20 protein-coding genes are annotated in these 20,387 nt (G+C 72.8%); 16 read left to right on the top strand and 4 right to left on the bottom strand.

The annotated features are described in order from the left end of the window. The first annotated feature begins 6 nt into the window (after positions 1 to 6). From ACT01A_RS16190 to cobA, 8 genes are read left to right on the top strand one after another with little or no spacing between them, the layout of a single operon-like run. Positions 7 to 492: a MogA/MoaB family molybdenum cofactor biosynthesis protein gene (locus ACT01A_RS16190; RefSeq protein ID WP_445148120.1), complete on the top strand. Its 486-nt coding sequence runs from the start codon at positions 7 to 9 to the stop codon at positions 490 to 492. Then, on the top strand, positions 473 to 1,156 hold the full coding sequence (gene ccmA / locus ACT01A_RS16185; protein WP_445148119.1) for a heme ABC exporter ATP-binding protein CcmA: 684 nt from the start codon (positions 473 to 475) through the stop codon (positions 1,154 to 1,156). The genes ACT01A_RS16190 and ccmA overlap by 20 nt, the downstream gene beginning before the upstream one ends. Next, a complete protein-coding gene (locus ACT01A_RS16180; protein WP_445148118.1) occupies positions 1,157 to 1,837 on the top strand; it encodes a heme exporter protein CcmB in 681 nt (226 codons plus the stop codon). 16 nt (positions 1,838 to 1,853) lie between these two features. Further along, entirely contained in the window at positions 1,854 to 2,585 is a 732-nt protein-coding gene (locus ACT01A_RS16175; protein WP_445148117.1) for a cytochrome c biogenesis protein, read from the top strand. After that, on the top strand, positions 2,586 to 2,807 hold the full coding sequence (locus ACT01A_RS16170) for a hypothetical protein (RefSeq protein ID WP_445148116.1): 222 nt from the start codon (positions 2,586 to 2,588) through the stop codon (positions 2,805 to 2,807). Beyond that, positions 2,804 to 4,168 (top strand): glutamyl-tRNA reductase, encoded by a 1,365-nt coding sequence (gene hemA, locus ACT01A_RS16165; protein ID WP_445148115.1) that lies wholly within the window; start codon positions 2,804 to 2,806, stop codon positions 4,166 to 4,168. The genes ACT01A_RS16170 and hemA overlap by 4 nt, the downstream gene beginning before the upstream one ends. Beyond that, positions 4,165 to 5,022: a hydroxymethylbilane synthase gene (gene hemC, locus ACT01A_RS16160; RefSeq protein WP_445148114.1), complete on the top strand. Its 858-nt coding sequence runs from the start codon at positions 4,165 to 4,167 to the stop codon at positions 5,020 to 5,022. The genes hemA and hemC overlap by 4 nt, the downstream gene beginning before the upstream one ends. Further along, positions 5,019 to 6,518: a uroporphyrinogen-III C-methyltransferase gene (gene cobA / locus ACT01A_RS16155; RefSeq protein WP_445148113.1), complete on the top strand. Its 1,500-nt coding sequence runs from the start codon at positions 5,019 to 5,021 to the stop codon at positions 6,516 to 6,518. The genes hemC and cobA overlap by 4 nt, the downstream gene beginning before the upstream one ends. Here cobA and ACT01A_RS16150 read toward each other — a convergent pair. Next, positions 6,499 to 8,337 (bottom strand): methyl-accepting chemotaxis protein, encoded by a 1,839-nt coding sequence (locus ACT01A_RS16150; protein WP_445148112.1) that lies wholly within the window; start codon positions 8,335 to 8,337, stop codon positions 6,499 to 6,501. The two genes, cobA and ACT01A_RS16150, sit on opposite strands and share 20 nt — an antisense overlap. 109 nt (positions 8,338 to 8,446) lie before the next feature. Here ACT01A_RS16150 and ACT01A_RS16145 point away from each other — a divergent pair, with 109 nt between their 5' ends. From ACT01A_RS16145 to ACT01A_RS16135, 3 genes are read left to right on the top strand one after another with little or no spacing between them, the layout of a single operon-like run. Beyond that, positions 8,447 to 9,244: an SAM hydrolase/SAM-dependent halogenase family protein gene (locus ACT01A_RS16145; protein WP_445148111.1), complete on the top strand. Its 798-nt coding sequence runs from the start codon at positions 8,447 to 8,449 to the stop codon at positions 9,242 to 9,244. Further along, positions 9,241 to 9,951: a biotin--[acetyl-CoA-carboxylase] ligase gene (locus ACT01A_RS16140; protein WP_445148110.1), complete on the top strand. Its 711-nt coding sequence runs from the start codon at positions 9,241 to 9,243 to the stop codon at positions 9,949 to 9,951. Before ACT01A_RS16145 ends, ACT01A_RS16140 begins: the two co-directional genes overlap by 4 nt. A 49-nt stretch (positions 9,952 to 10,000) precedes the next feature. Next, on the top strand, positions 10,001 to 10,891 hold the full coding sequence (locus tag ACT01A_RS16135; protein WP_445148109.1) for a hypothetical protein: 891 nt from the start codon (positions 10,001 to 10,003) through the stop codon (positions 10,889 to 10,891). Between the two features lie 25 nt (positions 10,892 to 10,916). Here ACT01A_RS16135 and ACT01A_RS16130 read toward each other — a convergent pair whose 3' ends face one another. The 3 genes from ACT01A_RS16130 to ACT01A_RS16120 all read right to left on the bottom strand — a co-directional run bounded on the left by ACT01A_RS16130 (position 10,917) and on the right by ACT01A_RS16120 (position 16,693). Next, positions 10,917 to 12,287 carry a PH domain-containing protein gene (locus tag ACT01A_RS16130; RefSeq protein ID WP_445148108.1) on the bottom strand — a complete coding sequence of 457 codons (1,371 nt, stop codon included), beginning with the start codon at positions 12,285 to 12,287 and terminating at the stop codon, positions 10,917 to 10,919. Next, a complete protein-coding gene (locus tag ACT01A_RS16125; RefSeq protein WP_445148107.1) occupies positions 12,277 to 12,675 on the bottom strand; it encodes a PH domain-containing protein in 399 nt (132 codons plus the stop codon). The genes ACT01A_RS16130 and ACT01A_RS16125 overlap by 11 nt, the downstream gene beginning before the upstream one ends. Before the next feature lie 112 nt (positions 12,676 to 12,787). Further along, positions 12,788 to 16,693 (bottom strand): DEAD/DEAH box helicase family protein, encoded by a 3,906-nt coding sequence (locus ACT01A_RS16120; RefSeq protein ID WP_445148106.1) that lies wholly within the window; start codon positions 16,691 to 16,693, stop codon positions 12,788 to 12,790. 196 nt (positions 16,694 to 16,889) lie between these two features. Between ACT01A_RS16120 and ACT01A_RS16115 the strand changes: the two genes are divergently transcribed. Genes ACT01A_RS16115 through dtd form a run of 5 tightly spaced genes read left to right on the top strand, consistent with a single transcriptional unit; the run spans position 16,890 to position 20,269 of the window. Beyond that, the gene (locus tag ACT01A_RS16115) at positions 16,890 to 17,483 is read left to right on the top strand and encodes a TlpA family protein disulfide reductase (RefSeq protein WP_445148105.1); all 594 of its coding nucleotides are present in this window, start codon (positions 16,890 to 16,892) and stop codon (positions 17,481 to 17,483) included. Beyond that, positions 17,480 to 17,938, top strand: coding sequence for a GNAT family N-acetyltransferase (locus ACT01A_RS16110; RefSeq protein WP_445148104.1), 459 nt, complete (start codon positions 17,480 to 17,482; stop codon positions 17,936 to 17,938). The genes ACT01A_RS16115 and ACT01A_RS16110 overlap by 4 nt, the downstream gene beginning before the upstream one ends. After that, complete coding sequence (locus tag ACT01A_RS16105; RefSeq protein ID WP_445148103.1) at positions 17,931 to 18,920, top strand: galactose-1-phosphate uridylyltransferase; 990 nt, start codon at positions 17,931 to 17,933, stop codon at positions 18,918 to 18,920. The genes ACT01A_RS16110 and ACT01A_RS16105 overlap by 8 nt, the downstream gene beginning before the upstream one ends. Continuing rightward, entirely contained in the window at positions 18,917 to 19,840 is a 924-nt protein-coding gene (locus ACT01A_RS16100) for an AEC family transporter (RefSeq protein ID WP_445148102.1), read from the top strand. Before ACT01A_RS16105 ends, ACT01A_RS16100 begins: the two co-directional genes overlap by 4 nt. Before the next feature lie 12 nt (positions 19,841 to 19,852). Beyond that, complete coding sequence (dtd, locus tag ACT01A_RS16095) at positions 19,853 to 20,269, top strand: D-aminoacyl-tRNA deacylase (RefSeq protein WP_445148101.1); 417 nt, start codon at positions 19,853 to 19,855, stop codon at positions 20,267 to 20,269. The last annotated feature ends 118 nt before the right edge of the window (positions 20,270 to 20,387 follow it).

The raw sequence follows: 20,387 nt of genomic DNA, 5'->3' as shown, positions 1-20,387 counted from the left end.
CGGGCCATGCGCACCTGCGTGCTGACCGTCTCCACGTCCGTCTCCCGCCGCGAGGCCGAGGACGAGTCCGGGCCGCTGCTCGCCCACTTGGCCGACGAGGCCGGCGCCGACGTCGAGGCGATGGAGGTCGTCCCCGACGACTTCAGCCTCGTCGAGGACCGCCTGCACCACTACGTCGACGACGACTTCGCGCTGATCCTCACCACCGGCGGCACCGGCTTCACGCCCGACGACATCACGCCCGAGGCGACGCGCGCGGTGATCGAGCGCGAGGCGCCCGGCCTGGCCGAGGCGATGCGCGCCGAGTCGCTGAAGCACACGCCGCACGGGATGCTCTCGCGCGCCGTCAGCGGCATCGCCCACCGGACCATCATCATCAACTTCCCGGGCAACCCCAAGGCCGTCGCGCAGCTCTTCCCGGTCATCGCGCCGGTGCTGCCGCACGCCGTGCGCACGCTGCAGCGCGAGCAGGGTGACCGCGGCGGCCATTGAGCTCGACGGGCTGACGCGGCGACACGGCGAGCGCGAGGCGCTCTCGGACGTCACGCTGACGCTGCCCGCGGGCGCCACGCTCGTCGTCTTCGGCCCCAACGGCGCCGGGAAGACGACGCTGCTGCGCGTGCTCGCCACGCTGCTGCGCCCGCACGGCGGCAGCGCGCGCGTGCTCGGCAAGGCGCTGCCCGACGAGGGCTGGGCGGTGCGCGGCAAGGTCGGCTTCCTCGGCCACGCCAGCCTGCTGTACCGCGACCTCACCGCGCGCGAGAACCTGCGCTTCCACGCGCGGCTGCACGGCGTCGACGCCGCCCGCGTGGACGCGCTGCTCGACGCGGTGGGCCTGAAGAACCGCGCCGACGACCCGGTCCACACCTACTCGCGCGGGATGGTCCAGCGCGCCGCCGTCGCCCGCGCGGTCCTGCACGATCCCGAACTGCTGCTGCTCGACGAGCCCACGGCCAACCTCGACCCGCACGCGATCGAGGTCGTCGAGCCGCTGATCGGCGCCGCGTCGGGCCGCACGCGCGTGGTCACCTCGCACGACCCGGTCGGCGGCCTGCGCGACGCCGACCTCGCGCTCGGTCTGCGCGGCGGCCGCGCAGAGCTGGTCGCGCCCGCCGCCGAAGTCACCAGCACGCGCATCGGGGAGCTGTATCGCTAGATGCGCCCCGCCGTCTCCGCCCTGCTGCGCAAGGAGCTGCGCCTCGAGCTGCGCACCTTCCAGGTCATCCCCGCAATGGCGCTCTTCAGCATCACCACGCTGATCGTCTTCCACTTCTCGCTGGACGAGGACGCGATCGAGGGCAAGCTCGCCGCCGGCGTGCTGACGATCACGCTGCTGTTCAGCGCGATCCTCGGCATCAACCGCCTGTTCGTCTCCGACCACGAGGAGGACGGCTTCGACGGCTTCCTGCTCGCGCCGGTCGACCGCACCGCGCTGCTGGTCGCCAAGGCGATCGCGCTCTTCAGCTTCCTCGTGGTCCTGGAGATCGTCGCCGTCCCGGCCTTTGACCTGATGCTGCTGGACCCTGAACTGCTCTCGGCCGACGCCATCGGCCAGACCGCCCTGACGCTCTTACTGGCCAACCTCGCGCTGGCGATCGTCGGCACGCTGGTCGGCGCGCTGGCGATCCAGACCCGCGCGCGGGACCTGATCGTCCCCCTCATCGCGCTGCCGCTGCTGCTGCCGGTGGTGATCGGGACCGCGAAGCTGCTCGCGCCCACCTTCGCCGCGGCGGGCGCGGAGGCGCTCCCCGGACGCTGGCTGGCGATCCTCGCGCTCTATGATCTGATCTTCGGCCTTCTCGCCTACGCCGTCTTCGACTTTCTGATCGAAGACTGAAGGGCCGTCCGAAACGATGTCCGGCACCCGCCTTCGCCTCTTGTCCGTCGCGACGGTGATCACCCTGATCGCCGGTTATTCCCTGGCCGCCTTCTACGCGCCCATGGACGCCGACCAGGGCTTCATCCAGAAGATCTTCTACCTGCACGTGCCGATGGCGATCGTCGCGCTGTGCGGGTTCGTGCTCGCCGGGATCTTCGCGATCCTCCAGCTGCGCACCGACGATTCGAAGTGGGACCTGCGCTCCTACGTCGCGATCCACGTCTCGATCATCCTCGGCGTCGGCGTGCTGATCACCGGCGCGATCTGGGCCAAGGCCTCGTGGGGCCACTGGTGGGTGTGGGACGAGCCGACGCTGGTCAGCTTCCTGATCGTCTTCCTGCTCTACGGGACCTACACGCCGCTGCGCTTCTCGATCGAGGACCGCACCAAGCAGGCCCGCTACGCCTCGGTCTTCGCGATCACCGCCGGCGCGTTCGTCCCGCTGAACTTCGCCGCCGTGCGCGCCGCCACGGCGACGGTGCACCCGCGTACCTTCGACCGCACCGGCAACCTGCCCGGCAAGATGGCGCTGGCGTTCCTGGTGTGCTTCATCGGCATGGCGTTCCTGTACTGGCTGCTGTTCGAGTACGAGATCGCCCACAAGACGACGGTCGCCCGCCTGCGCTCGCTGAAGCGCAAGCTCGCCGACGATGACGACGGCGCCCGTGCCCGCCGCTCCGCGGCCCCCGAACTGCAGGTCTCCTAGATGCTCCTCGCCTCGACCACGCTTCCCGACAACGCCGGCTACGTCGCCGCCGCCTACCTGGTGTTCCTGGCGCTGCTGGTGATCTACGTCGGGATCATGGCCTACAAGTTGACGCGGATCCAGCGCGACGTGATCGAGGTCGACGAGCTGACCGACCGCGCCATCGCCCGCGCCGACCGCGACGACGCCCCGCCGCGCGCACGGGAGGAGACGCCGGCATGAGCCAGGGCGGTGGCGGCGAGCTGCTGTGCCTGGGCATCTCGCACAAGACCGCGCCGGTCGCGGTCCGCGAGCGCCTGGCGCTGACGGTCAAGGACCAGCAAGCGCTGTGCGCGGAGCTGGTCGCGACCGACGTCGTCCGCGAGGCCGTCGCGATCTCGACCTGCAACCGCACCGAGGTCTACGTCGTCGGCGATCCGGTCAGCGCCGAGACCGAGCTGCTCGGCCGCCTCGCCCAGCACGCGGGCACGCGCCCGACCGAGCTGGCCGAGGCGATGTACGCGCCGCGCAACTGCGACGCCGCCCGCCAGCTCTACCGCGTCGTCTCCGGGCTGGAGTCGATGATCGTCGGCGAGGCCGAGATCCAGGGCCAGACCAAGCGCGCCTACGAGGCCGCGCTGGAGGCCGGGACGACCGGGCCGCTGACCAACCGCCTGTTCACCGCGGCCTTGCAGACCGGCAAGCGCGTGCGGTCGGAGACCGCGATCGGCGAGGGACGCGGGAGCGTCTCGAGCGTCGCCGTCAGCCTCGCCCGCGACATCATGGGTCCCGATCTCGCCAAGCGCGACGTCGTGATCATCGGCGCGGGCGAGACCTCCGAGCTGACCGCCCAGGCCCTGGCCGACGAGGGCGTGCGCACGATCTTCGTCGCCAACCGCCACGCTGACCGCGCCCGCTCGATCGCCGAGCGCTTCGGCGGCTCGGTCTCCTCGCTGCACGACCTGCCCGACCGCCTGGCCGAGGCCGACATCGTCGTCTCCTCGACCGCCTCGCCGCACCCGATCATCGGCGTCGACGAGCTGGCGGTCGTGATGCGCGAGCGCGAGGGCGCGCCGCTGCTGCTAATCGACATCGCCGTGCCGCGTGACGTCGACCCCGCCTGCGGCGAGCTGGACGGCGTCACGTTGTATGACATCGACGACCTCCAGCAGGTCGTCACGCGCACGCGCGAGGTCCGCGAGGCCGAGCGCGTCCAGGCCGAGGGCGTGGTCGAGGACGAGATCCAGCGCTTCGCGCGCTGGATGGGCCAGCTCGACGTGATGCCGACGATCGCCGCCCTGCGCGAGCACGGCGACACGATCGTCGACCAGGTGCTGGCCGAGAACGCGGGGCGCTGGGAGTCCGCGTCGCCGCGCGATCGCGCACGCATCGAGGCGCTCGCCAAGTCGGTCATGCAGCGGCTGCTGCACGAGCCGACGATCCGGCTGAAGTCCGTCGACCGCGACGGCGGCCACGGCCGCGTCCAGTTCGCGCGCGAGCTGTTCGGGCTGGCCGAGGGCGTCCCCGAGGTCCCGGAGGTTGCCGACGCGGCAGCCGAGGCCGACGTGCGTCCCCTGCGCCGCCGCGGCGCTTCCGGTCAGTGAGGCTCGGGACGCGGGGCAGCGCGCTGGCGCTCGTGCAGGCGCGGGCGGTCCGCGACGCCCTCGGTGGCGAGGCCGCCGCCGAGATCGTGGAGATCACGACGTCCGGCGACCGCGGCGTGGCCGGCGACAAGGCGCGCTGGATCGACACGATCGAGGACGCGCTGGAGCGCGGCGAGATCGACCTGGCGGTCCACTCCGCCAAGGACGTCCCGGCGGCGTCGCTGCTGCGCGACGGGATGTCGCTTGCGGCGGTGCTCGGCCGCGAGGACGCCCGCGACGCGCTGATCGGCGCGGCGTCGCTCGATGACCTGCCGGAGGGCGCGCGCGTGGGAACGGCGTCGCTGCGCCGCCGCGCGCAGCTGCTCGCCGTGCGCGGAGATCTCAACGTGGTTGCCTTGCGCGGCAACGTCGACACGCGCCTGCGCAAGCTCGCCGAGGGCCAGTGCGATGCCTTGATCCTCGCCGCGGCGGGGCTGCGACGCCTGGGCCGCGAGAGCGAGATCGGCGCGCTCCTGGACGCCTCCGTCTTCGTCCCCGCTCCGGGGCAGGGCGCACTGGCGGTCGAAGGGCGAAGCATCCCCACCACCTTGGTCGACGCCGACGCCGACGCCGCCCTGCGCGCCGAGCGCTTCGTCGTCGAGGCGCTGGAAGCGACCTGCGACACGCCCGTCGGGGTCCATCACGATGGCCTTGCCTTGCACGCCTTCATCGGGATGCCCGACGGCTCGACGTGGCTGCGCGACAGCGTCGCGTCGACCGGCGACGACGCGCCGCGCATTCTCGTCGAGCGCCTGGAGTCGATGGGCGTCCGCGACCTCCTTGCCCGCGCCGCAGAGCAGGCAGCCGCCTCGTGAAGACCGGCCGCGTCATCCTCGTCGGCGCCGGCCCGGGCGACCCGGGCCTGATGACCGTCCGCGCGCTGGAGGCCATCGCCGCCGCCGACGTCATCCTGTACGACAAGCTCATCCCCGCCACCGCGCTGGACGGTGCTCGCGAGGACGCCATCAAGCTCGACGTCGGCAAGGTCGGCGGCGGCGAGCAAGTCCCTCAAGAAGAGACCCAGCGCCTGCTGCTGCGCCACGCGCAGGAAGGCAAGCTCGTCGTCCGCGTCAAGGGCGGCGACCCGTTCGTCTTCGGCCGCGGCGGCGAGGAGGCGCAGGTCTGCCGCGAGCACGGCATCCCGTTCGAGGTCGTCCCGGGCGTCACCGCCGGCATCGCCGGCCCGGCCTACGCGGGGATCCCGGTCACGCAGCGCAACATGGCCGCCGCGGTCGCGTTCGTCACCGGCCACGAAGATCCGAAGAAGCCCGAGACCCAGATCGACTGGCCGGCGCTGGCGGCGTTCCCGGGCACGTTGGTGTTCTACATGGGCGTCCGCGCGCTGCCGCGAATCGCCGAGCAGCTGATCGCCGGCGGCCGGCCTGCGAGCGAGCCCGTCGCGATCGTCGAGCGCGGCACGCTCCCTGACCAGCGCAGCGTGTCCGGCACCTTGTCCACCATCGCCGAGCTCGCCGCCGCCGCCGAGGTCCGGCCGCCGTCGGTCACCGTCGTCGGCCCGGTCGCCGCGCTCGGCGACGAGCTGGCGTGGCTCGGCCGCGGCCCGTTGAGCGGCTGCGCGATCACCGTCACGCGGCCGCGCGCGCAGGCCTCCGGGCTCGCGCGGCAGCTGCGCGACCTCGGCGCGCGCGTCGTCGAGGCCGCCGTGATCGTCCCGCAGCCGCTGGCCTTCGCGATCCCGGACCTCAGCGACGTCGACCTGCTCGTCTTCTCCTCGCCCAACGGCGTAGGCCGCTTCTTCGACGAGCTGAAGGCCACCCACCGCGACGCGCGCTCGCTCTTCGGCATCGCGGTCGCGGTGATCGGTCCGGGCACCGCCGACGCCGTCCGCGCCCACGGCGTCGAGCCCGACTTCATCCCGACGCGCGCGGTCGGCGAGTCGCTGGCCGAGATGGTCTCCGGCTTCGACGTCGAGCACGCGCTCGTCGTGCGCGCCCGTGGCGGCCGCGACGTGGTCCGCAACGCGCTGGAGGACCGCGGCACCGACGTCACGCTGATCGAGCCCTACGTGACGGTTGCCGAGCAGCTCGACCCGCGGACCCGCGAGCGCGCGCTGTCGGCCGACTGGGCGACGTTCACCAGCGCGTCGTCGGCGCGCTTCTTCTGCGCCGCAGCCGGCGGCGCGCACGTCGTCCGCGAGAGCGGCCTGAAGCTCGCCTCGATCGGCCCGATCACGACCGAGGCCCTGCGCGAGCAGGGCCTCGAACCCGACGTCGAGGCCACCGAGCACACGCCCGGCGGCCTCGTCGACGCGTTGGTCGCCGCGAGCGCGGCTACGCCGCCGGCAGCGTGAACTCGCCGACCAGGCGGGTGAGCTCGCCGGCCGTCTCGGCCAGCGTGCCCGCCGAGCCCACGATCGCCTGAGCGGCGCGCGAGGTCTCGGTCGTCGACGCCGACACCTGCTCGGTGGCGGCGGAGGTCTCCTCGGAGACGGCGGCGACCTCGCCGATCTCGGCGTCCATGCGGGCCGAGGTCTCTGAGAGCTGCTCGACGGCGCCGGCGATCTCGCCGATGCGCGCGCCCATCTCCTCGACCTGGCCGTTGATGCGCTCGAACGCGTCACGGGCCTGCTGCACCGTCTTGGTGCCTTCGTCGGTCCGGGCGCCGCCCAGCTCGACGACCTCGACGGCGCGGCCGGTCTCGGCCTGGATCTGGCCGATCAGCTCGGCGATCGACGCGGCGGCCTGCTGGCTCTCCTCGGCCAGCTTGCGGACCTCCTCGGCGACGACGGCGAAGCCGCGGCCCTGCTCGCCGGCACGCGCGGCCTCGATCGCCGCGTTGAGCGCCAACAGGTTGGTCTGCTCGGCGATGCCGGTGATCGCGTCGACGATGCCGCCGATCTGCTCGGACTTGGCGCCCAGCTCGCGGATCGCGCCGGTGGCCTGCGCGGAGGCGTCACGGACGGCGACCATCGCCTCGGTGGCCTGGGCCACGGCGGCGGCGCCCTCGCTGGCGACCACGCGGGCCTCCTCGGCGGCCTGCGTCGTCTGCGACGCGGTCGCCGCGGACGCGCGGGCGACGTCGACCATCTCGCCGGTCAGGCGGCGCGCGCCGTCGACGGCCTGCACCTGGCGCTCGGCGCCCTGGGCGACGTCGTCGACCGCGGAGGCGATCTCGGAGACCGCGCGGCCCGCGTCCTGCGAGGACCCGGCGAGGTGCTCGGAGGCGTCCGACAGCGTCTGGGCGGAGGCCGAGACGCGGCCGATCATGCCGGTCAGCGCGGCGCGCGAGTCGTTGTAGGAGTGGACCGAGGCGACCGTGTTGCAGCGCAGCGCCTCGGCGACACGGCCCAGGTCGCCGATCTCGTCGCTGCCGAGGTCGTGCAGCTCCGGCGTGCTCGGCTGAACGTCCTGGGTCAGGTCGCCCGCGGCAAAGCGGTTGAGGCCCTGGCGCAGCTCGGTCGCGCAGTTGTCGCGCAGCATGCCGAGGCGCTCGACGACGACGCCGAGGCGCTTGACCATGCGGCTGGCGACGACGAACGAGATCAGGATGCCGGCGAGGATCGCGATCAGCAGCGTGACGATCACCGCGTCGCGACCCGAGGTGTAGGCGTCGTCGATCGAGTTCTCGGCCGACTGGGCGAACTTGTCCGAGGCCTGGGTGAACTGCCCGGCGACCCCTTCGAGGTTCTTGGCGGCGACCGGGATCTGGGCGATGACCTTGGCCTGCTCGGCGAGCGGCAGCTTCTGGGTGTCCTTGGACCCCGCGGCGGTGAGCGCGTCGTTGTAGGTCTTGACGGCGGCCTTGACCTTGGCGACCGTGGCCTGCTCGTCGGCGGGCGCGCCGTCAAGCTTCTTGATCGTCGCGGCCAGCTGCTTCTGGTCGGCGGCGGTGGCGGCCAGCAGGGCCTTGAACTCCTTGGTCTGGGCGGCCTTGACCGGCCCGACCTCGGCGACCAGTCGCTGGTAGGTCGTGTGCTGGAGCTGGAGGTCCTTGGCCAGCGCCATCACGTAGATCGAGTTGACCGTGGGCGTGTAGGCCTGATCGTGCAGCGCCTTGCCCGACTTGCGAACGCCGCCGAGGTGGTCGATGGCGACGAGCGAGCCGATGGCGCATAGCGCGATGATCGTCAACGAGCTGAAGATCAGCTTGCTGCGGATTGAGAGCTTCATGAACGGCTGAGTCGGCTTCGAGCGGTTCGCGGCCCATCCCCCGGGCGGGGGGTAACGCCGTTCGGGGTCCGCGCGCGGGCCGCCTCCCGCCGGATAGCCTCAACTCCGAATGCCGCGTCCGATCACGTTCCTGTCCGACTACGGCCTGGCGGACGACTTCGTCGGCGTCTGCCACGCGGTGATGCTGCGGATCGCGCCCGAGGCGCGGATCGTCGACCTCACGCACGGCCTCGACCGCCACGACGTGCGCACCGCGGCGATGGTGCTGCGCCGGGCGCTGCCGTTCAGCGCGCCGGGCGTGCACCTGGCGGTGGTCGACCCGGGCGTGGGCGCGACGCGCCGGGCGATCGCGCTGCGCACGACCGAGGAGGACCGCATCCTCATCGGCCCCGACAACGGCCTGCTGTCGCTGGCCGCGCAGCGCTTCGGCGGGATCGCCGAGGTCATCGACATCGGGCGCTCGCCGCACCGCCTGGAGCCCGTGAGCGCGACGTTCCACGGGCGTGACATCTTCGCGCCGGTCGCCGCGCACCTGGCGGCGGGCGCCGAGCTGGCCGACGCGGGCGACCCGATCGACGCCGACGAGATCGTCCGGCTCGACATGCCGCTGGCCTTTCAGGACGAGGACGAGCTGTTCGCGCACGCGGTCGGCTTTGACCGCTTCGGCAACATCATGCTCGACGTCGAGCACGCCGAGCTGACGGGATCCGGGTTCCGGCTCGGGCACGGCGTCGACGTCAACGGGCGGCCGGGGATGTACGCGACGACGTTCGCCGACGTCGCCCCGGGCGAGCTGATCCTCTACGAGGACGCCTACAAGACGCTGGCGTTGGCGGTCAACCGCGGGTCGGCGCGGGAGCTGCTGGGCGTCGAGCGCGACGACGAGCTGCGGATCCAGCCGCGGTGAGCGTCTCGCCGGTGCTCGGGACGCCGCGCCTGCACTTCGCGTCGGTCGGCTCGACGAGCGACGTCGCACGCGACCTGGCGGTCGGCGGCGCGCCGCACGGCGCGCTGGTGACGGCGGCGGCGCAGACCGCGGGGCGCGGGCGCCAGGGTCGGGCGTGGACGACGCAGCCGGGGTCGGCGCTGGCGATGTCGATGGTGTTGCGCTCGTTTGATCCGCTGCTGACGCTGGCCGCAGCGGTGGCGGTGGCCCGGTCGTGCGGCGACGCGGCCCAGATCAAGTGGCCGAACGACATCCTCATCGAGGGCCGCAAGGTCGCCGGGATCCTGGCGGAAGGCCGGCCGGGCGAGGGCTGGGTCGTGCTCGGGATCGGCGTCAACGTGGCGGTACGCGTTGAGGACCTGCCGGAAGAGCTGCGCGGCCGCGCCGGCACGCTCGGCCGGTCGCTCGGCGACGTCGAGCCGTTCTTGTCGTCCTTGCTCGCGCACCTCGACGTCGCGCTCGCTGCTGGGCCCGAGGAGATCCTGGCCGCCTGGCGCGGCCGCGACGTCCTGCTCGGCGAGGAGATCGGCTGGGGCGAGGAGCGCGGTATTGCCCGCGGCATCGACGACGACGGCCATCTGGTCGTCGAGCGCGCGGACGGCACGCGCACGGCGCTGCACGCGGGCGAGGTCCACCTCGCGCCGCGTCCGGCACCACCAGCCGGCTAACGCCCCGCGGGTGGCGTGACCTTTGATGGCCCGGCATCGTTCACGAGCCATGGCCCTCCCCACCCGACTTCCTCTCCTCGCCGCCGCGGCCGTCTCCGCGGCCGTCCTCGTCCCGTCCGTCGCCTCCGCCGCCGACGCCCCGGCCGCCGACTGCCCGCTGTGGGCGCCGCAGGCCAAGGTCGAGCACGCGATCCCCGGCACGAACCTGACCGCGCGCGACCCGTACCACGGCCTCCTGGCGCGCAATCGCTTGTTCTTCTCCTTCAGCGTCCGCGGGTCGGCCGCCGACCTCGCCAACGTCGCGTCGGTCTCGTGGGCGCTCGACGGCAAGGTCGTGCGCACGGACCCGACGCTGCCGTTCCAGTGGAGCGGCCAGTCCGGCTCCTCGAAGCGGATGCCCGCCGGCGACCATCAGATCACGGTCACGGTGACGCCCAAGAGCGGCACGGCCGCGAGCACGAGCTTCGCGTTGACCGCCACCGACTGCCAGCCCGCCGGCTTCTACGCCGAGGTGCCTAAGGTCCGCGGCACGGCGACCTTCGGCTTCCAGTCGGCGATCGAGCGCGGCGGCGGCCCCGACCTCGACGGCGTGACCGTCACGGCGACCAAGAACGTGCGGACCGTGCTCCCGCGCGCCAAGCGGGGCAAGTCCATCGGGTCGATCGCGCTGATCGGCGAGAACGGCCAGACGATCAAGTCCTACACCCTGAAGGGCGCGTCGACGGCGCTCGAGCGCGGCGGCGTCACGGTCCGCTTCGCGCCGGGCGCCAAGCGCTTCCTGCGCGTCACGGGGCTGCCCGCGGGCGTCAAGAACGTCACCGTCAAGCTCACCTCCGGCATCGCCGCCCTGCGCTCGCCCAAGCAGGCCTTCACCGCGACCGGCACGCTGACGGCTGGCAGCGCCCACGTGGCGATCGCGAGCGGCGGCCGCTACTTCTAAGCGGCCGCGCCGCGCAGCTGCTCGCCTAGAGCGCGTCGAGCGCGCGCTGGGCGAGCGGCTGCTCGAGATGGCGCACGCGGGCGCGCGTGCCACGGGCGACGGTGACCGAGAGCGTGCCGAGGCCGGCGCGGCGCTGGAGCGGCGAGCGCCGCAGCGCGCGGGACTGAAGGCGCCGGCGGCGAGCGATCAGCGTCACCGCCGACCCGCGGCGCCAGCTGCGCACGACCACGCGCCCGCCGTCGACGCGCAGCCCGGACAAGCTGTAGGCGTCGATCCCGCCGAGGGCGGCGACGGCGACGAGCACCAGCAGCGCCGGCCACGCCGGCGGCACGAAGGCGGTCAGCACCGCGCCGATCAACGCCGCCAACGCGACCGGCACCGTGAGGAAGCGGCGGCGGGCACGGCGCGGCGGGCGCTCGGTCACCGCCAGCGTGCCGGCCAGCTCGGGCGCGATCGCGGCCAGGAACGGCCCGACCTCGCTCGTGCGCATCAGCGGGAAGAGCGTGCGGCCGACGGCTTCGCGCTCCCCGAGGCTCGTCGCCTCCAACCGCAGCGTGACGAGGCCGAGCGGACGACGTAGCGGCGAGGAGACGATCTGGATGCCGTCGATCCGGTCGACCGGGACCGAGACGGCGCGGCGCTGGCCGAGGCCGCGGCGGATCCGCAGGCGGCCGTCGACCAGCCGGACGTCGAAGCCGGAGAACGCGACGACCGCCGCGAGGAAGGACAACAAGAACGCGACGCCGACGACGACCGCGGCGAGCATCAGGATCTCGTGCCAGGTGTCGACGTCGCGCGCCAGCCGGAGCCCTTCGGCGACGTCGCTGTCGCTGTTCTGCAGCAGGCCGAAGGCGCCGCCGAGGATCGGCAGGAGCACGCCGAGCTGCGGGGCCGTCAGCGCGGTGGCCAGCAGGCGCAGCGGCGTGAGGTGCAAGCGGTAGCCGGCCGTGCCGGTGTCCGGGTGGCCGAGCGCGGCGCGCAGGCGAGCGGCGGCGTCGGAGGAGAGCGCGCTGAGGACGACGTCAGCCTCCTCGCCGCCGCCGGGCGTCTGGACGTGCAGGCCGGTGACGCCGAAGAGGCGCTGGATCGGGCCGGCGACGGTGTCGACCGCCTGGATGCGAGCGACCGGGACGACGGTCTCGTCGGGCGAGAAGACGCCAGAGCGGAAGCGCAGCGCGTTGTTATAGACCTCATAAGAGGTTGCCCGCCAGCGGATCGTGCCGACGATCGCGGCGAGCGTCGCGCCGCCGAGGCCGAGCGCGATCGCCATGCCCGAGCTCGAGGTGCCGCCGATTACGAGGCCGATCAGCAGCGGGAGGGCAACGTCGCGCAGCGCGCCGACCGCCTCGCCGATGGCGGCGGCGAAGTGCAGCCGCTGTTCGCCTTCAGTCGTCATCGGGCGTGCGGATCAGCCCGGCGATCCGGTCGCGGACGAGCGCCGCGTCGGCCTCGGTCATCGCCGGGATCTCGGTCTGACCGGCCGCGGTGTGGACGACCACGGAGGCGACCTGCGCGGCCTGCGCGATCAACGTGCGCCGGACGTCGACGTGCTGGATCCGCGCCACCGGGATGATCGTCCGCGTGTCGGTGAGGACGCCGTGGCGAAGGTCCAGCTCGACGTCGTCCAACCGCCACCTCCACCGCCGGGTCCGCAGCGCCGGGATGATCGCGGCGGCCAAGATGGAGGCCAACAGGACCACGAACGGCAGCACGTCCTTGACCGTGTTGAGCCACTCGTGCCGGTCCGGGAGCACGCTCGCGATCAGGAACGCCCCGACCGTCATGCCGATGCCGCTGCCGACGAGCTCCAGCGTCCAGAAGAGCCGCGCCGCCGGCGCCAGCCGCTCCTGCGGCTCAGGCCGGGCGGCGACCTCCGTCGACGCCGACGCCGCCGGATCAGGCGGCGTCGTCGAGCTGATCGTCGTCTGCCTTCCGCCGCGACCGCCGCGCCTTCGGCGCCTCTTCGGCCTCGTCCAGCGACAGCTGCTCCGGCGCCGCGGCCTTCACGGGCGCCTTGCGCGTCCGCTTCGGCTTGGGCGCTGCTTCCTCGGCCTCGGCCTTCTTGGCCGGCGCCTTCCGCGTCCGCTTGGGCTTGGGCGCCTCGTCCTCGCTCGGCGCGGCCTCAGCCTCAGCGTCGGCCTTCTTCGCCGGAGCCTTCCGGACGCGCTTGGGCTTGGGCGCCTCGTCCTCCGCGGCCGCCGCCTTGGTCGTCCGGCGCCGCGTCGGCTTGGGTGCCTCTTCGCTCGCGACCGCTTCCTCAGCGGCCTTCTTGGCCGGAGCACGACGACGCGTCGGCTTCGGCGCCTCCTCAGCCGGCGGAGCATCGTCGCTCGAGACCGTCTCAGCAGCAGCCTCCTTCACCGGCGCGCGACGACGACGCGGCTTGGGCGCATCCTCGACCGACGAAGCGGCCTCGCTCACGACCGCCTCAGCAGCAGCCTCCTTCACCGGCGTCCGACGACGCCGCGGCTTCGGCGCATCCTCAGCCGGTGCAGCGTCCTCACTCGCGGCCGCCTCGGCGGCGGCCTCCTTGACCGGCGCGCGACGGCGACGCGGCTTCGGTGCATCCTCAGCCGGCGAAGCGTCATCGCTCGGCGCGGCGGACGCCTCCTCGCTCGCAACGGCTTCAGCGGCGGCCTGCTTCACCGGCGACCGACGGCGACGCGGCTTCGGCGCGTCCTCGGCCGACGGAGCGGCAGCGACGGAGTCCTCGTTCGCCGCGGCAGCCGCGGAGTCATCACGCGGGGCAGCGCTTGCGATGCCCGCGGCGTCATCGCTCGGCGCGGCGTCGTCCGTCGGCGGCGCGGCGGTGTCGCTCGCGGCCGCCTCGGCGGCGGCCTTCTTCGACCTCCGGCTACGGCGCGGCTTGGGCGCCTCCTCCGCGGGCGCAGCATCGGTGGTCGACGACCCATCGGCGCTCGGCGCCTCCGGGGCGGCGTCGCTCCGCGGCGCGACGGGCGTGCCGCGGCCACCGGCCAGGAGAGCGGCAGCCGCCTCGATCGAGCGGGCCGCCTCCTCGTCGGAGATCGCCGGGGTCGGCTCGGCCGTAGCCGCGACGTCGCCGGCGTTGTTGTTGTTGTTCGCGTTGTTGTTGTTGCCGTTGTTCGCGTTCTCGGCGTTGCCGTTGCGCTTGCGGCGCGAGCGGCGGCGCTTCTTGCGCGGCGCGTCCGCGACAGCGGTCGCGCCCTCGGCGGCCTGCTCGCCAGACGCGCCCCCCTCAGCGGTGACCGCGTCCAACGTCGTCTCGACCTTCGGCGTCTCGGCGGCGATCTGGTTCTCGCCCTTCTTGCCACGACGACGCCGGGAGCGGTTCTTGCGCTTCGGGAAGTTGCGCAGCAGCTCGCGCGACAACGCGGACGGCTTGCGCGCCATCCGCGTCCGCGCCCCGCGCACGACCTCCATCGCCTCGGGCGTGTGCGCCACCGCGGCGGCGAGCAACGCGGCCGAGAGCCGACGGTCCTGCTTCCGAGCCGCGTGCACCAGCCGGCGCGCGTTGCGCGCGTGGGCGCCCCCGGACGAGTTCACCAACAGCCCCAACAAGCGCTTGGTCTCCGGCCAACGCTGGACCGCGTACTCCTCGTGGACCTCACGCGTCATGTCCGCGAGATCCCAGATCCAGTGCGAGGCCTGATCCCGACGCCCGATACGCCGCTCGGCCAAGGCCTGCAACAACACCTTGACGCCCTCGCGGCGCTCATCGCGCGACCACAGGCGCACCACGTCGACCGCGCGCTCGAACGCGTCCGCGTCCCGCGACTGCGCGATCTCCTGCAGCGCGCGCAAGCGCAGCTGCGAGTTCTTGTTGCGCTCGACCGCCGTCAGCAGGAACGAGCGCTTCAGCTCGCCGGACTTGTCGAAGTGCAACATCGCCCGAGCGCGGCGCCAGCCCGACGGCGCCACCCGCGCGCCCGCCAACGCCGCCCACTGCACCTGCTCGCCGTAGTCCAGGAACTCGACGGCGATCCGCCACAGCTCGCGCTCGAAGACCTCGATGCGCTTGTCCGGATCGGCCGTGACCGGGATGACCCGGCGCTCGACGCGCACGCGCCGGCCGCGCCCGCGGCGCACCGGCCCGACGACGATCGCGCCGCCGCGGTAGACGTCGCGATCCAGCAGCGAGTGCAGCGTGACGACCGGGTCGTCGTGGCGCGTCGCCGGATGGACGAAGTCCACCACGATCCCGGACTCCTTGCCCGGGTGCCGGCGCGTGACGCGGCCGACGCGCTGCTGGTAGATGCGCTTGGACGCCGTCGGCGCCAAGTGCATGCAGATGGTCGCGCGCGGCGAGTTCCAGCCCTCGGCCAGCAGCTGCGCGTTGACCAGCACGTCGATCTCGCCGCGCTCGTACTTGGCCAGGATCTCGGCCAGCTCGCGCTTGGGCGTCTCGCCCGAGACGCCCATCGCCTTGATGTCGAGCTGGCGGAACGCCTCGGCGACGTTCATCGCGTGCTTGACGCCCGCGGCGTAGACCACGCCGGGGACGCCATTGAAGCGCGTTTTGTAGAGGTCGGCGATCGCCAGGTTGAACGGCGCTTGGTCGAGCAGCTCGGCCAGCATCTCCTGGTCGAACTCCACGTCGACCTCGCCCTTGCGCAAGGGCACCTTGGCGATCGTCCGCACGCCCGGGCCGGGCGGGATCCGGATCGACCGCAGCGGCGCGATGACGCCGCGCCGCGCCGCCTGCGCGAGGTCAAAGCGCGAGGTCTGGGTCGGGAAGAGGTCCGTGACGTGCCGCGCGATCAGCGCGCCCGTCGCGGTCATGCCGATGAAGATCGGGCCCGTCCACGCGCGGATCGCCGCGGAGGTCTTGTCGCCCAGCGCGGTGTGCGCCTCGTCGCAGATGACGATCGTGTAGGCGTCGGAGATCCGGCCGGCGTTGCGGACGAACCACTGGTAGGTCTCGACGGTCACCGGGCCGTCGACGCGCTTGGTCGCGCCGGTGTCGCTGTCCAGCAGCGGCGGCGACTCGCGCTTGCCGTAGCCGCGCGTGTGCAGCTCGCCGAGGAACTGGTCGACCAGGTTGCGGCGGTGCGTGAGGATCAGGACGCCACCGGTGCGCGACGCCTCCACGAAGCCCATCGCGGCGACCGTCTTGCCGGCGCCCGTCGCGTGCTCGAACCAGAAGCGCTTGTCGGCGTTGGGGTCGTCGGCCGCGGCGTCGTCGACGTCCTCGTCGACGTCCTCGTCGGCTTCGTCGTCGTAGGACTCCTCCTCCGACGGCGGCTCCTCCTCGTCCTCCTCGTCGTCGTCGTCGAGACCCTCGATCTCGACCTCGACCGGGGTGCGGTCCTCCGGCTCGTCGTCGTCCTCGTCGTCGTCGTGATCGTCGGGCTCGGGCTCGTCAACCGGCTCCGCGAGCGCCTCGGGCTCGGGCTCCGGCTCGGGCTCCGGCTCGACCGCCAGGACCGGCGCGGCCGCCTCGACGCGCGCCGCGCCGTTGCCGTTCTTGGGCGCGACGGTGGACGCGAGCAGCGCGACGAGCGTGCCCGACAGCGCGTCGACCTGGTGCGGGTTGAGCAGCGTGCCGTCGGCCAGGCGCGGCTCGTCCTCCGACAGCACGCGCTCCAGGCCGAGCATGAGCGCCGAGCGGCGGCGCCACTTCGTCGACGGGACCTTGAGCCCGCGCTCGATCTCGCCCAGCGCGTAGTCGAGCGCCTGCCGGCGCGGCGTGCCGGGCGCCAGCGCGACCGCCGGATCCTCCCCCTCGTGGACGAAGCGCTCACGGGTGAACGCTTCCGCCTTTTTGATGAGGGTGGAATCGGGAACGGGTGCGGCCTCGACGGCCGTCGTGGGATCAGCCATGAACTTGGCTACTCGCTCTTCGTGAGAAGCGTCCGCGAAAAGACCAAAGCGGCGGACGTGCGCTAGGCGGTCCTCACCAGCCGGACCGTAAGGGGAAGCGAGGGAACCTCCCTGTCAACAGCAGCTGCCCTCGCCTCGTGAGGCAAGGATACCGGATCGGACGGCTGACACCCAGAAACCTGCCACCCTTCCGGGCATGGACCGACGCCGCCTGCTGATCATTGCTGGCGCGCTGGCGGTGGTGGCGATCGTGGTCGTCGGGCTGACGCAGACGAAGGGCGACAACAAGGCACCGAAGGAAAACGCCTTCGACCTCGCCGCCGCCCAGCGCGCATTGGCCGGCGCGCCCGCGCCGCTGGCCGCCCTGCACGCCAAGGCCAACACCCTCGTGCCGGACGCGCAGAAGAGCTACGACGACCAGATCGCCGCGCTCAAGGGCCACCCGATCGTGGTCAACAAGTGGGCCGCCTGGTGCGGGCCCTGCCGCGCCGAGTTCCCCGTGTTGCAGGAGACCTCGACCAAGCTCGGCAAGCAGGTCGCGTTCGTCGGCTTGGACGCCAACGACAACGACGAGCAGGCGACCAAGTTCCTCAAGCAGTTCCCGGTCCCGTATCCGAGCTACGTCGATCGCAACGCGCGCGTCGCCCAGAAGCTCGGGATCGGCCAGAGCTTCCCGACGACGCTCTACTACGACGCCAACGGCAAGGTCGCCTACTTCCACCAGGGGCCGTACACGACCGCGGAGGCGTTCGAGAAGGACATCCGGCGCTACGCGATGCGCACGTCGTGAGCAGCGCCGGGATCCGGACCGCGACGTCGCCGGAGGACGTGCGCGCCGCGATGGACATCCGGCGCGCGGTGTTCGTGCAGGAGCAGGGGATCGCGGAGGCCGAGGAGTACGACGACCGCGACGCGGAGGCCGAGCACCTGCTGGTGGTGGAGGACGACGCCGCCGGCACGCCGATCGCGACCTGCCGCGTGTTCGTGGACGACGGACGGGCCGACGGCACCGCGCGCCTGGGCCGGCTGGCAGTGCTGCCGCAGGCCCGCCGCCGCGGCCTGGCCTCGCGGATGATCGAGGCCTGCGAGGAGCGCGCCCGCGCCGCCGGCGCGCGGCGGATGGTCCTCGACGCCCAGGTGAGCGCGATGCCGCTCTACGAGCGCAGCGGCTATACCGCTGAGGGTGAGGACTTCGACGACGGCAGCGGCATCCCGCACCGCACGATGGTGAAGGCGCTTGTCTGAGGTCCGCGTCGACCCGCTGACCGGCCTGAAGGTCATCGTCGCCTCCGGCCGCGCGGCGCGCCCCGGCGGCTGGCCGATCGCCGCGGCCGACGCGCCGCCGATCGACCCGGACGCCGATCCCTTCGCCCCCGGCCACGAGGACCGCACGCCGCCCGAGGTCTTCGCGGACCGCGACGAGGACGGCGGCGCCTGGCGCGTGCGCGTCGTCCCGAACCTCTACCCGGCGCTGGACGCCGACGAGGACGCCGTCGACCCCGAGCGCTCGCACGTCCCCGACCTCTTCACCGCCACCGCCGCGCGCGGCGCGCACGAGGTGGTCGTCAACGCGCCAGACGCCGTGACGTCGCTCGCGCAGCTCGCGCCCGAGCAGGTAACCCGCGCGATGGAGGTCTGGCGCGCGCGGTCGCGTGTGCATCACGACGGCGGCGCCGCCTACGTCCACGTGATCGTCAACGAGCGCGCCGAAGGCGGCGCCTCCCTGCCGCACACCCACGCGCAGGTGTACGCCTTGGACTTCGTCCCCGCGCAGGTCGCGCGCGAGCGCGAGCGCTTCACCGCCCACGCGACGCGCACGATGGGCGGCAACCTGCTCCAGGACCTCGTCGCCGAGGAGGTCCGCCAGCGCGCCCGCATGGTCGCGATCGACGACGAGGCGATCCTGCTCTCGCCCTACGCAGCGCGGCTGCCCTACCAGCTGATGCTGGCGCCCCGGCGGCCGCGGCAGCGCTTTGACGACGACGGCCCGCTCGGAGCGCAGCTGCTGCACCGCGCGCTCAACGCCTACAAGAACCTCTTGGGCTTCCAGCCGCCGCTCAACCTCTGGGTCCGGACCGCGCCCGCCGGCGCCGAGTCGTTCTGCTGGCGGATCGACATCACGCCCCGACTGACCCACCTCGCCGGCCTGGAGCTCGGGCTCGGCGTCGGCATGAACATCGTCTCGCCCGAAGACGCTGCGGCGCAGCTGCGCGACGTCATTCCGTGATCCTCGTCGTCCTCGCGATCGTCGCGGCAACCGCGATCGGCGCGACCGCCGAGCACCGCTTCGGCGCGGCCGCGCAGCGCTTCTCGCGAGCGGTGATCGACTTCATGGTCTGGGCGCTGCTGCCGTTCATCGTGTTCTTCGTCGTCGCGCGGCTGCACTTCGGCGGCGGCGTCGGGATCGGCCTGGCGCTCGGTTTCGTGGAGCTGTCGATCGTCGGCCTGATCGCCGCCGTGGTCGGGACCAAGGTCCTCAAGCTGCCACGGCCGTCTGTCGGCTCGCTGATCTTGTTGGTGATCTTGGGCAACACGGGGTACTTCGGCGTCCCGGTCGTCGCCGCGCTCCTGGGCCACGACGCGCTCGCCCCCGCGATCGCTTGGGACTCGATCGTCAGCCAGTTGATGTTGTACGTGGCGGGCTTCGGCGTCGGCGCGGCCTACGGGACCGAGGCGGGCGACACGCCGCGCCAGCGGCTGCGCGCGTTCCTGACGCGCAACCCGGTGCTGTGGGCGATCATCGCCGCGCTCGTCGTGCCGAACGCGCTGGCGCCTGAGGCGATCGTCGACGTGGCGCGCTTCATGGCCGCCTACGCCGTGCTGCCGCTGGGCTTCTTCATCCTCGGCGTCAACCTGATGGCCGAGCGCGAGGACGGCGTCTTCGGCTTCCCACCGCCGCTGACCGCGCCCGTCGGCGTGGCGATCGCGCTGCGCCTCGCGGTCGCCCCCGCCCTACTGCTCCTGCTGGCGCTGCCGCTGACCGACATCCCCGACGCCTACCTGCTGCAGGCCGCGATGCCCTCCGGGATCAACGCGCTGATCGTCGGCCACCTCTACGGAACCGACCTGCGCCTGTCCTCCTCCGGCATCGTCTGGACCTCGATCTTCGCGCTGGCGATCGCGCTGGCGGCCTCCCCGTTCATATAGGCAAGGACAACGATGCGAGCCCTCATTCAGCGCGTCTCCCGCGCCTCCGTAACCGTCGACGGCGAGCAGATCAGCGCCATCGGCCCCGGCCTCCTCATCCTCCTCGGCATCACCCACGACGACACCGACGAGATCGCCGACCGCCTCGCCGACAAGGTCAAGGCCCTGCGCATCTTCGAAGACGCCGACGGCAAGATGAACGACCCCCTCGGCGACCGCGCCATCCTCGTCGTCTCCCAATTCACCCTCTACGGCGACACTCGCCGCGGCAACCGCCCCTCCTTCATCACCGCCTCCCGCCCCGACCACGCCGAGCCGTTGTACGAGCGCTTCCGCACCCGCCTGGACGCCCAAGGCGGCGTCTTCGGAGCGCACATGTCCGTCGAGCTGGTCAACGACGGGCCAGTGACGCTGATGCTCGAGCTGTAGGTCTTGGTGGCACGAGCCTTCCGGCGTGGTTGGCCGGTCGCCGTTCCGTGCCATCCGCTCGTCTCGCTCCGCCTCGCGCTCGCGCCACCGAGGCGCCCGCGCCGGGTGCTTCGAGGAG

The organism is Baekduia sp. Peel2402, from assembly GCF_052567285.1.
The sequence above is the reverse complement of the archived record's forward strand: the minus strand, read 5'-3'. Positions and strand labels throughout refer to the sequence as shown.

Excerpts from the sequence above, each read along its gene's own strand:
- ACT01A_RS16190 (WP_445148120.1), top strand. The coding sequence starts at position 7 with ATGCGCACCTGCGTGCTGACCGTCTCCACGTCCGTCTCCCGCCGCGAG.
- ACT01A_RS16180 (WP_445148118.1), top strand. The coding sequence starts at position 1,157 with ATGCGCCCCGCCGTCTCCGCCCTGCTGCGCAAGGAGCTGCGCCTCGAG.
- ACT01A_RS16175 (WP_445148117.1), top strand. The coding sequence starts at position 1,854 with ATGTCCGGCACCCGCCTTCGCCTCTTGTCCGTCGCGACGGTGATCACC.
- ACT01A_RS16170 (WP_445148116.1), top strand. The coding sequence starts at position 2,586 with ATGCTCCTCGCCTCGACCACGCTTCCCGACAACGCCGGCTACGTCGCC.
- hemA (WP_445148115.1), top strand. The coding sequence starts at position 2,804 with ATGAGCCAGGGCGGTGGCGGCGAGCTGCTGTGCCTGGGCATCTCGCAC.
- ACT01A_RS16150 (WP_445148112.1), bottom strand. The coding sequence starts at position 8,337 with ATGAAGCTCTCAATCCGCAGCAAGCTGATCTTCAGCTCGTTGACGATC.
- ACT01A_RS16145 (WP_445148111.1), top strand. The coding sequence starts at position 8,447 with ATGCCGCGTCCGATCACGTTCCTGTCCGACTACGGCCTGGCGGACGAC.
- ACT01A_RS16135 (WP_445148109.1), top strand. The coding sequence starts at position 10,001 with ATGGCCCTCCCCACCCGACTTCCTCTCCTCGCCGCCGCGGCCGTCTCC.
- ACT01A_RS16130 (WP_445148108.1), bottom strand. The coding sequence starts at position 12,287 with ATGACGACTGAAGGCGAACAGCGGCTGCACTTCGCCGCCGCCATCGGC.
- ACT01A_RS16125 (WP_445148107.1), bottom strand. The coding sequence starts at position 12,675 with ATGACGGTCGGGGCGTTCCTGATCGCGAGCGTGCTCCCGGACCGGCAC.
- ACT01A_RS16120 (WP_445148106.1), bottom strand. The coding sequence starts at position 16,693 with ATGGCTGATCCCACGACGGCCGTCGAGGCCGCACCCGTTCCCGATTCC.
- ACT01A_RS16115 (WP_445148105.1), top strand. The coding sequence starts at position 16,890 with ATGGACCGACGCCGCCTGCTGATCATTGCTGGCGCGCTGGCGGTGGTG.
- dtd (WP_445148101.1), top strand. The coding sequence starts at position 19,853 with ATGCGAGCCCTCATTCAGCGCGTCTCCCGCGCCTCCGTAACCGTCGAC.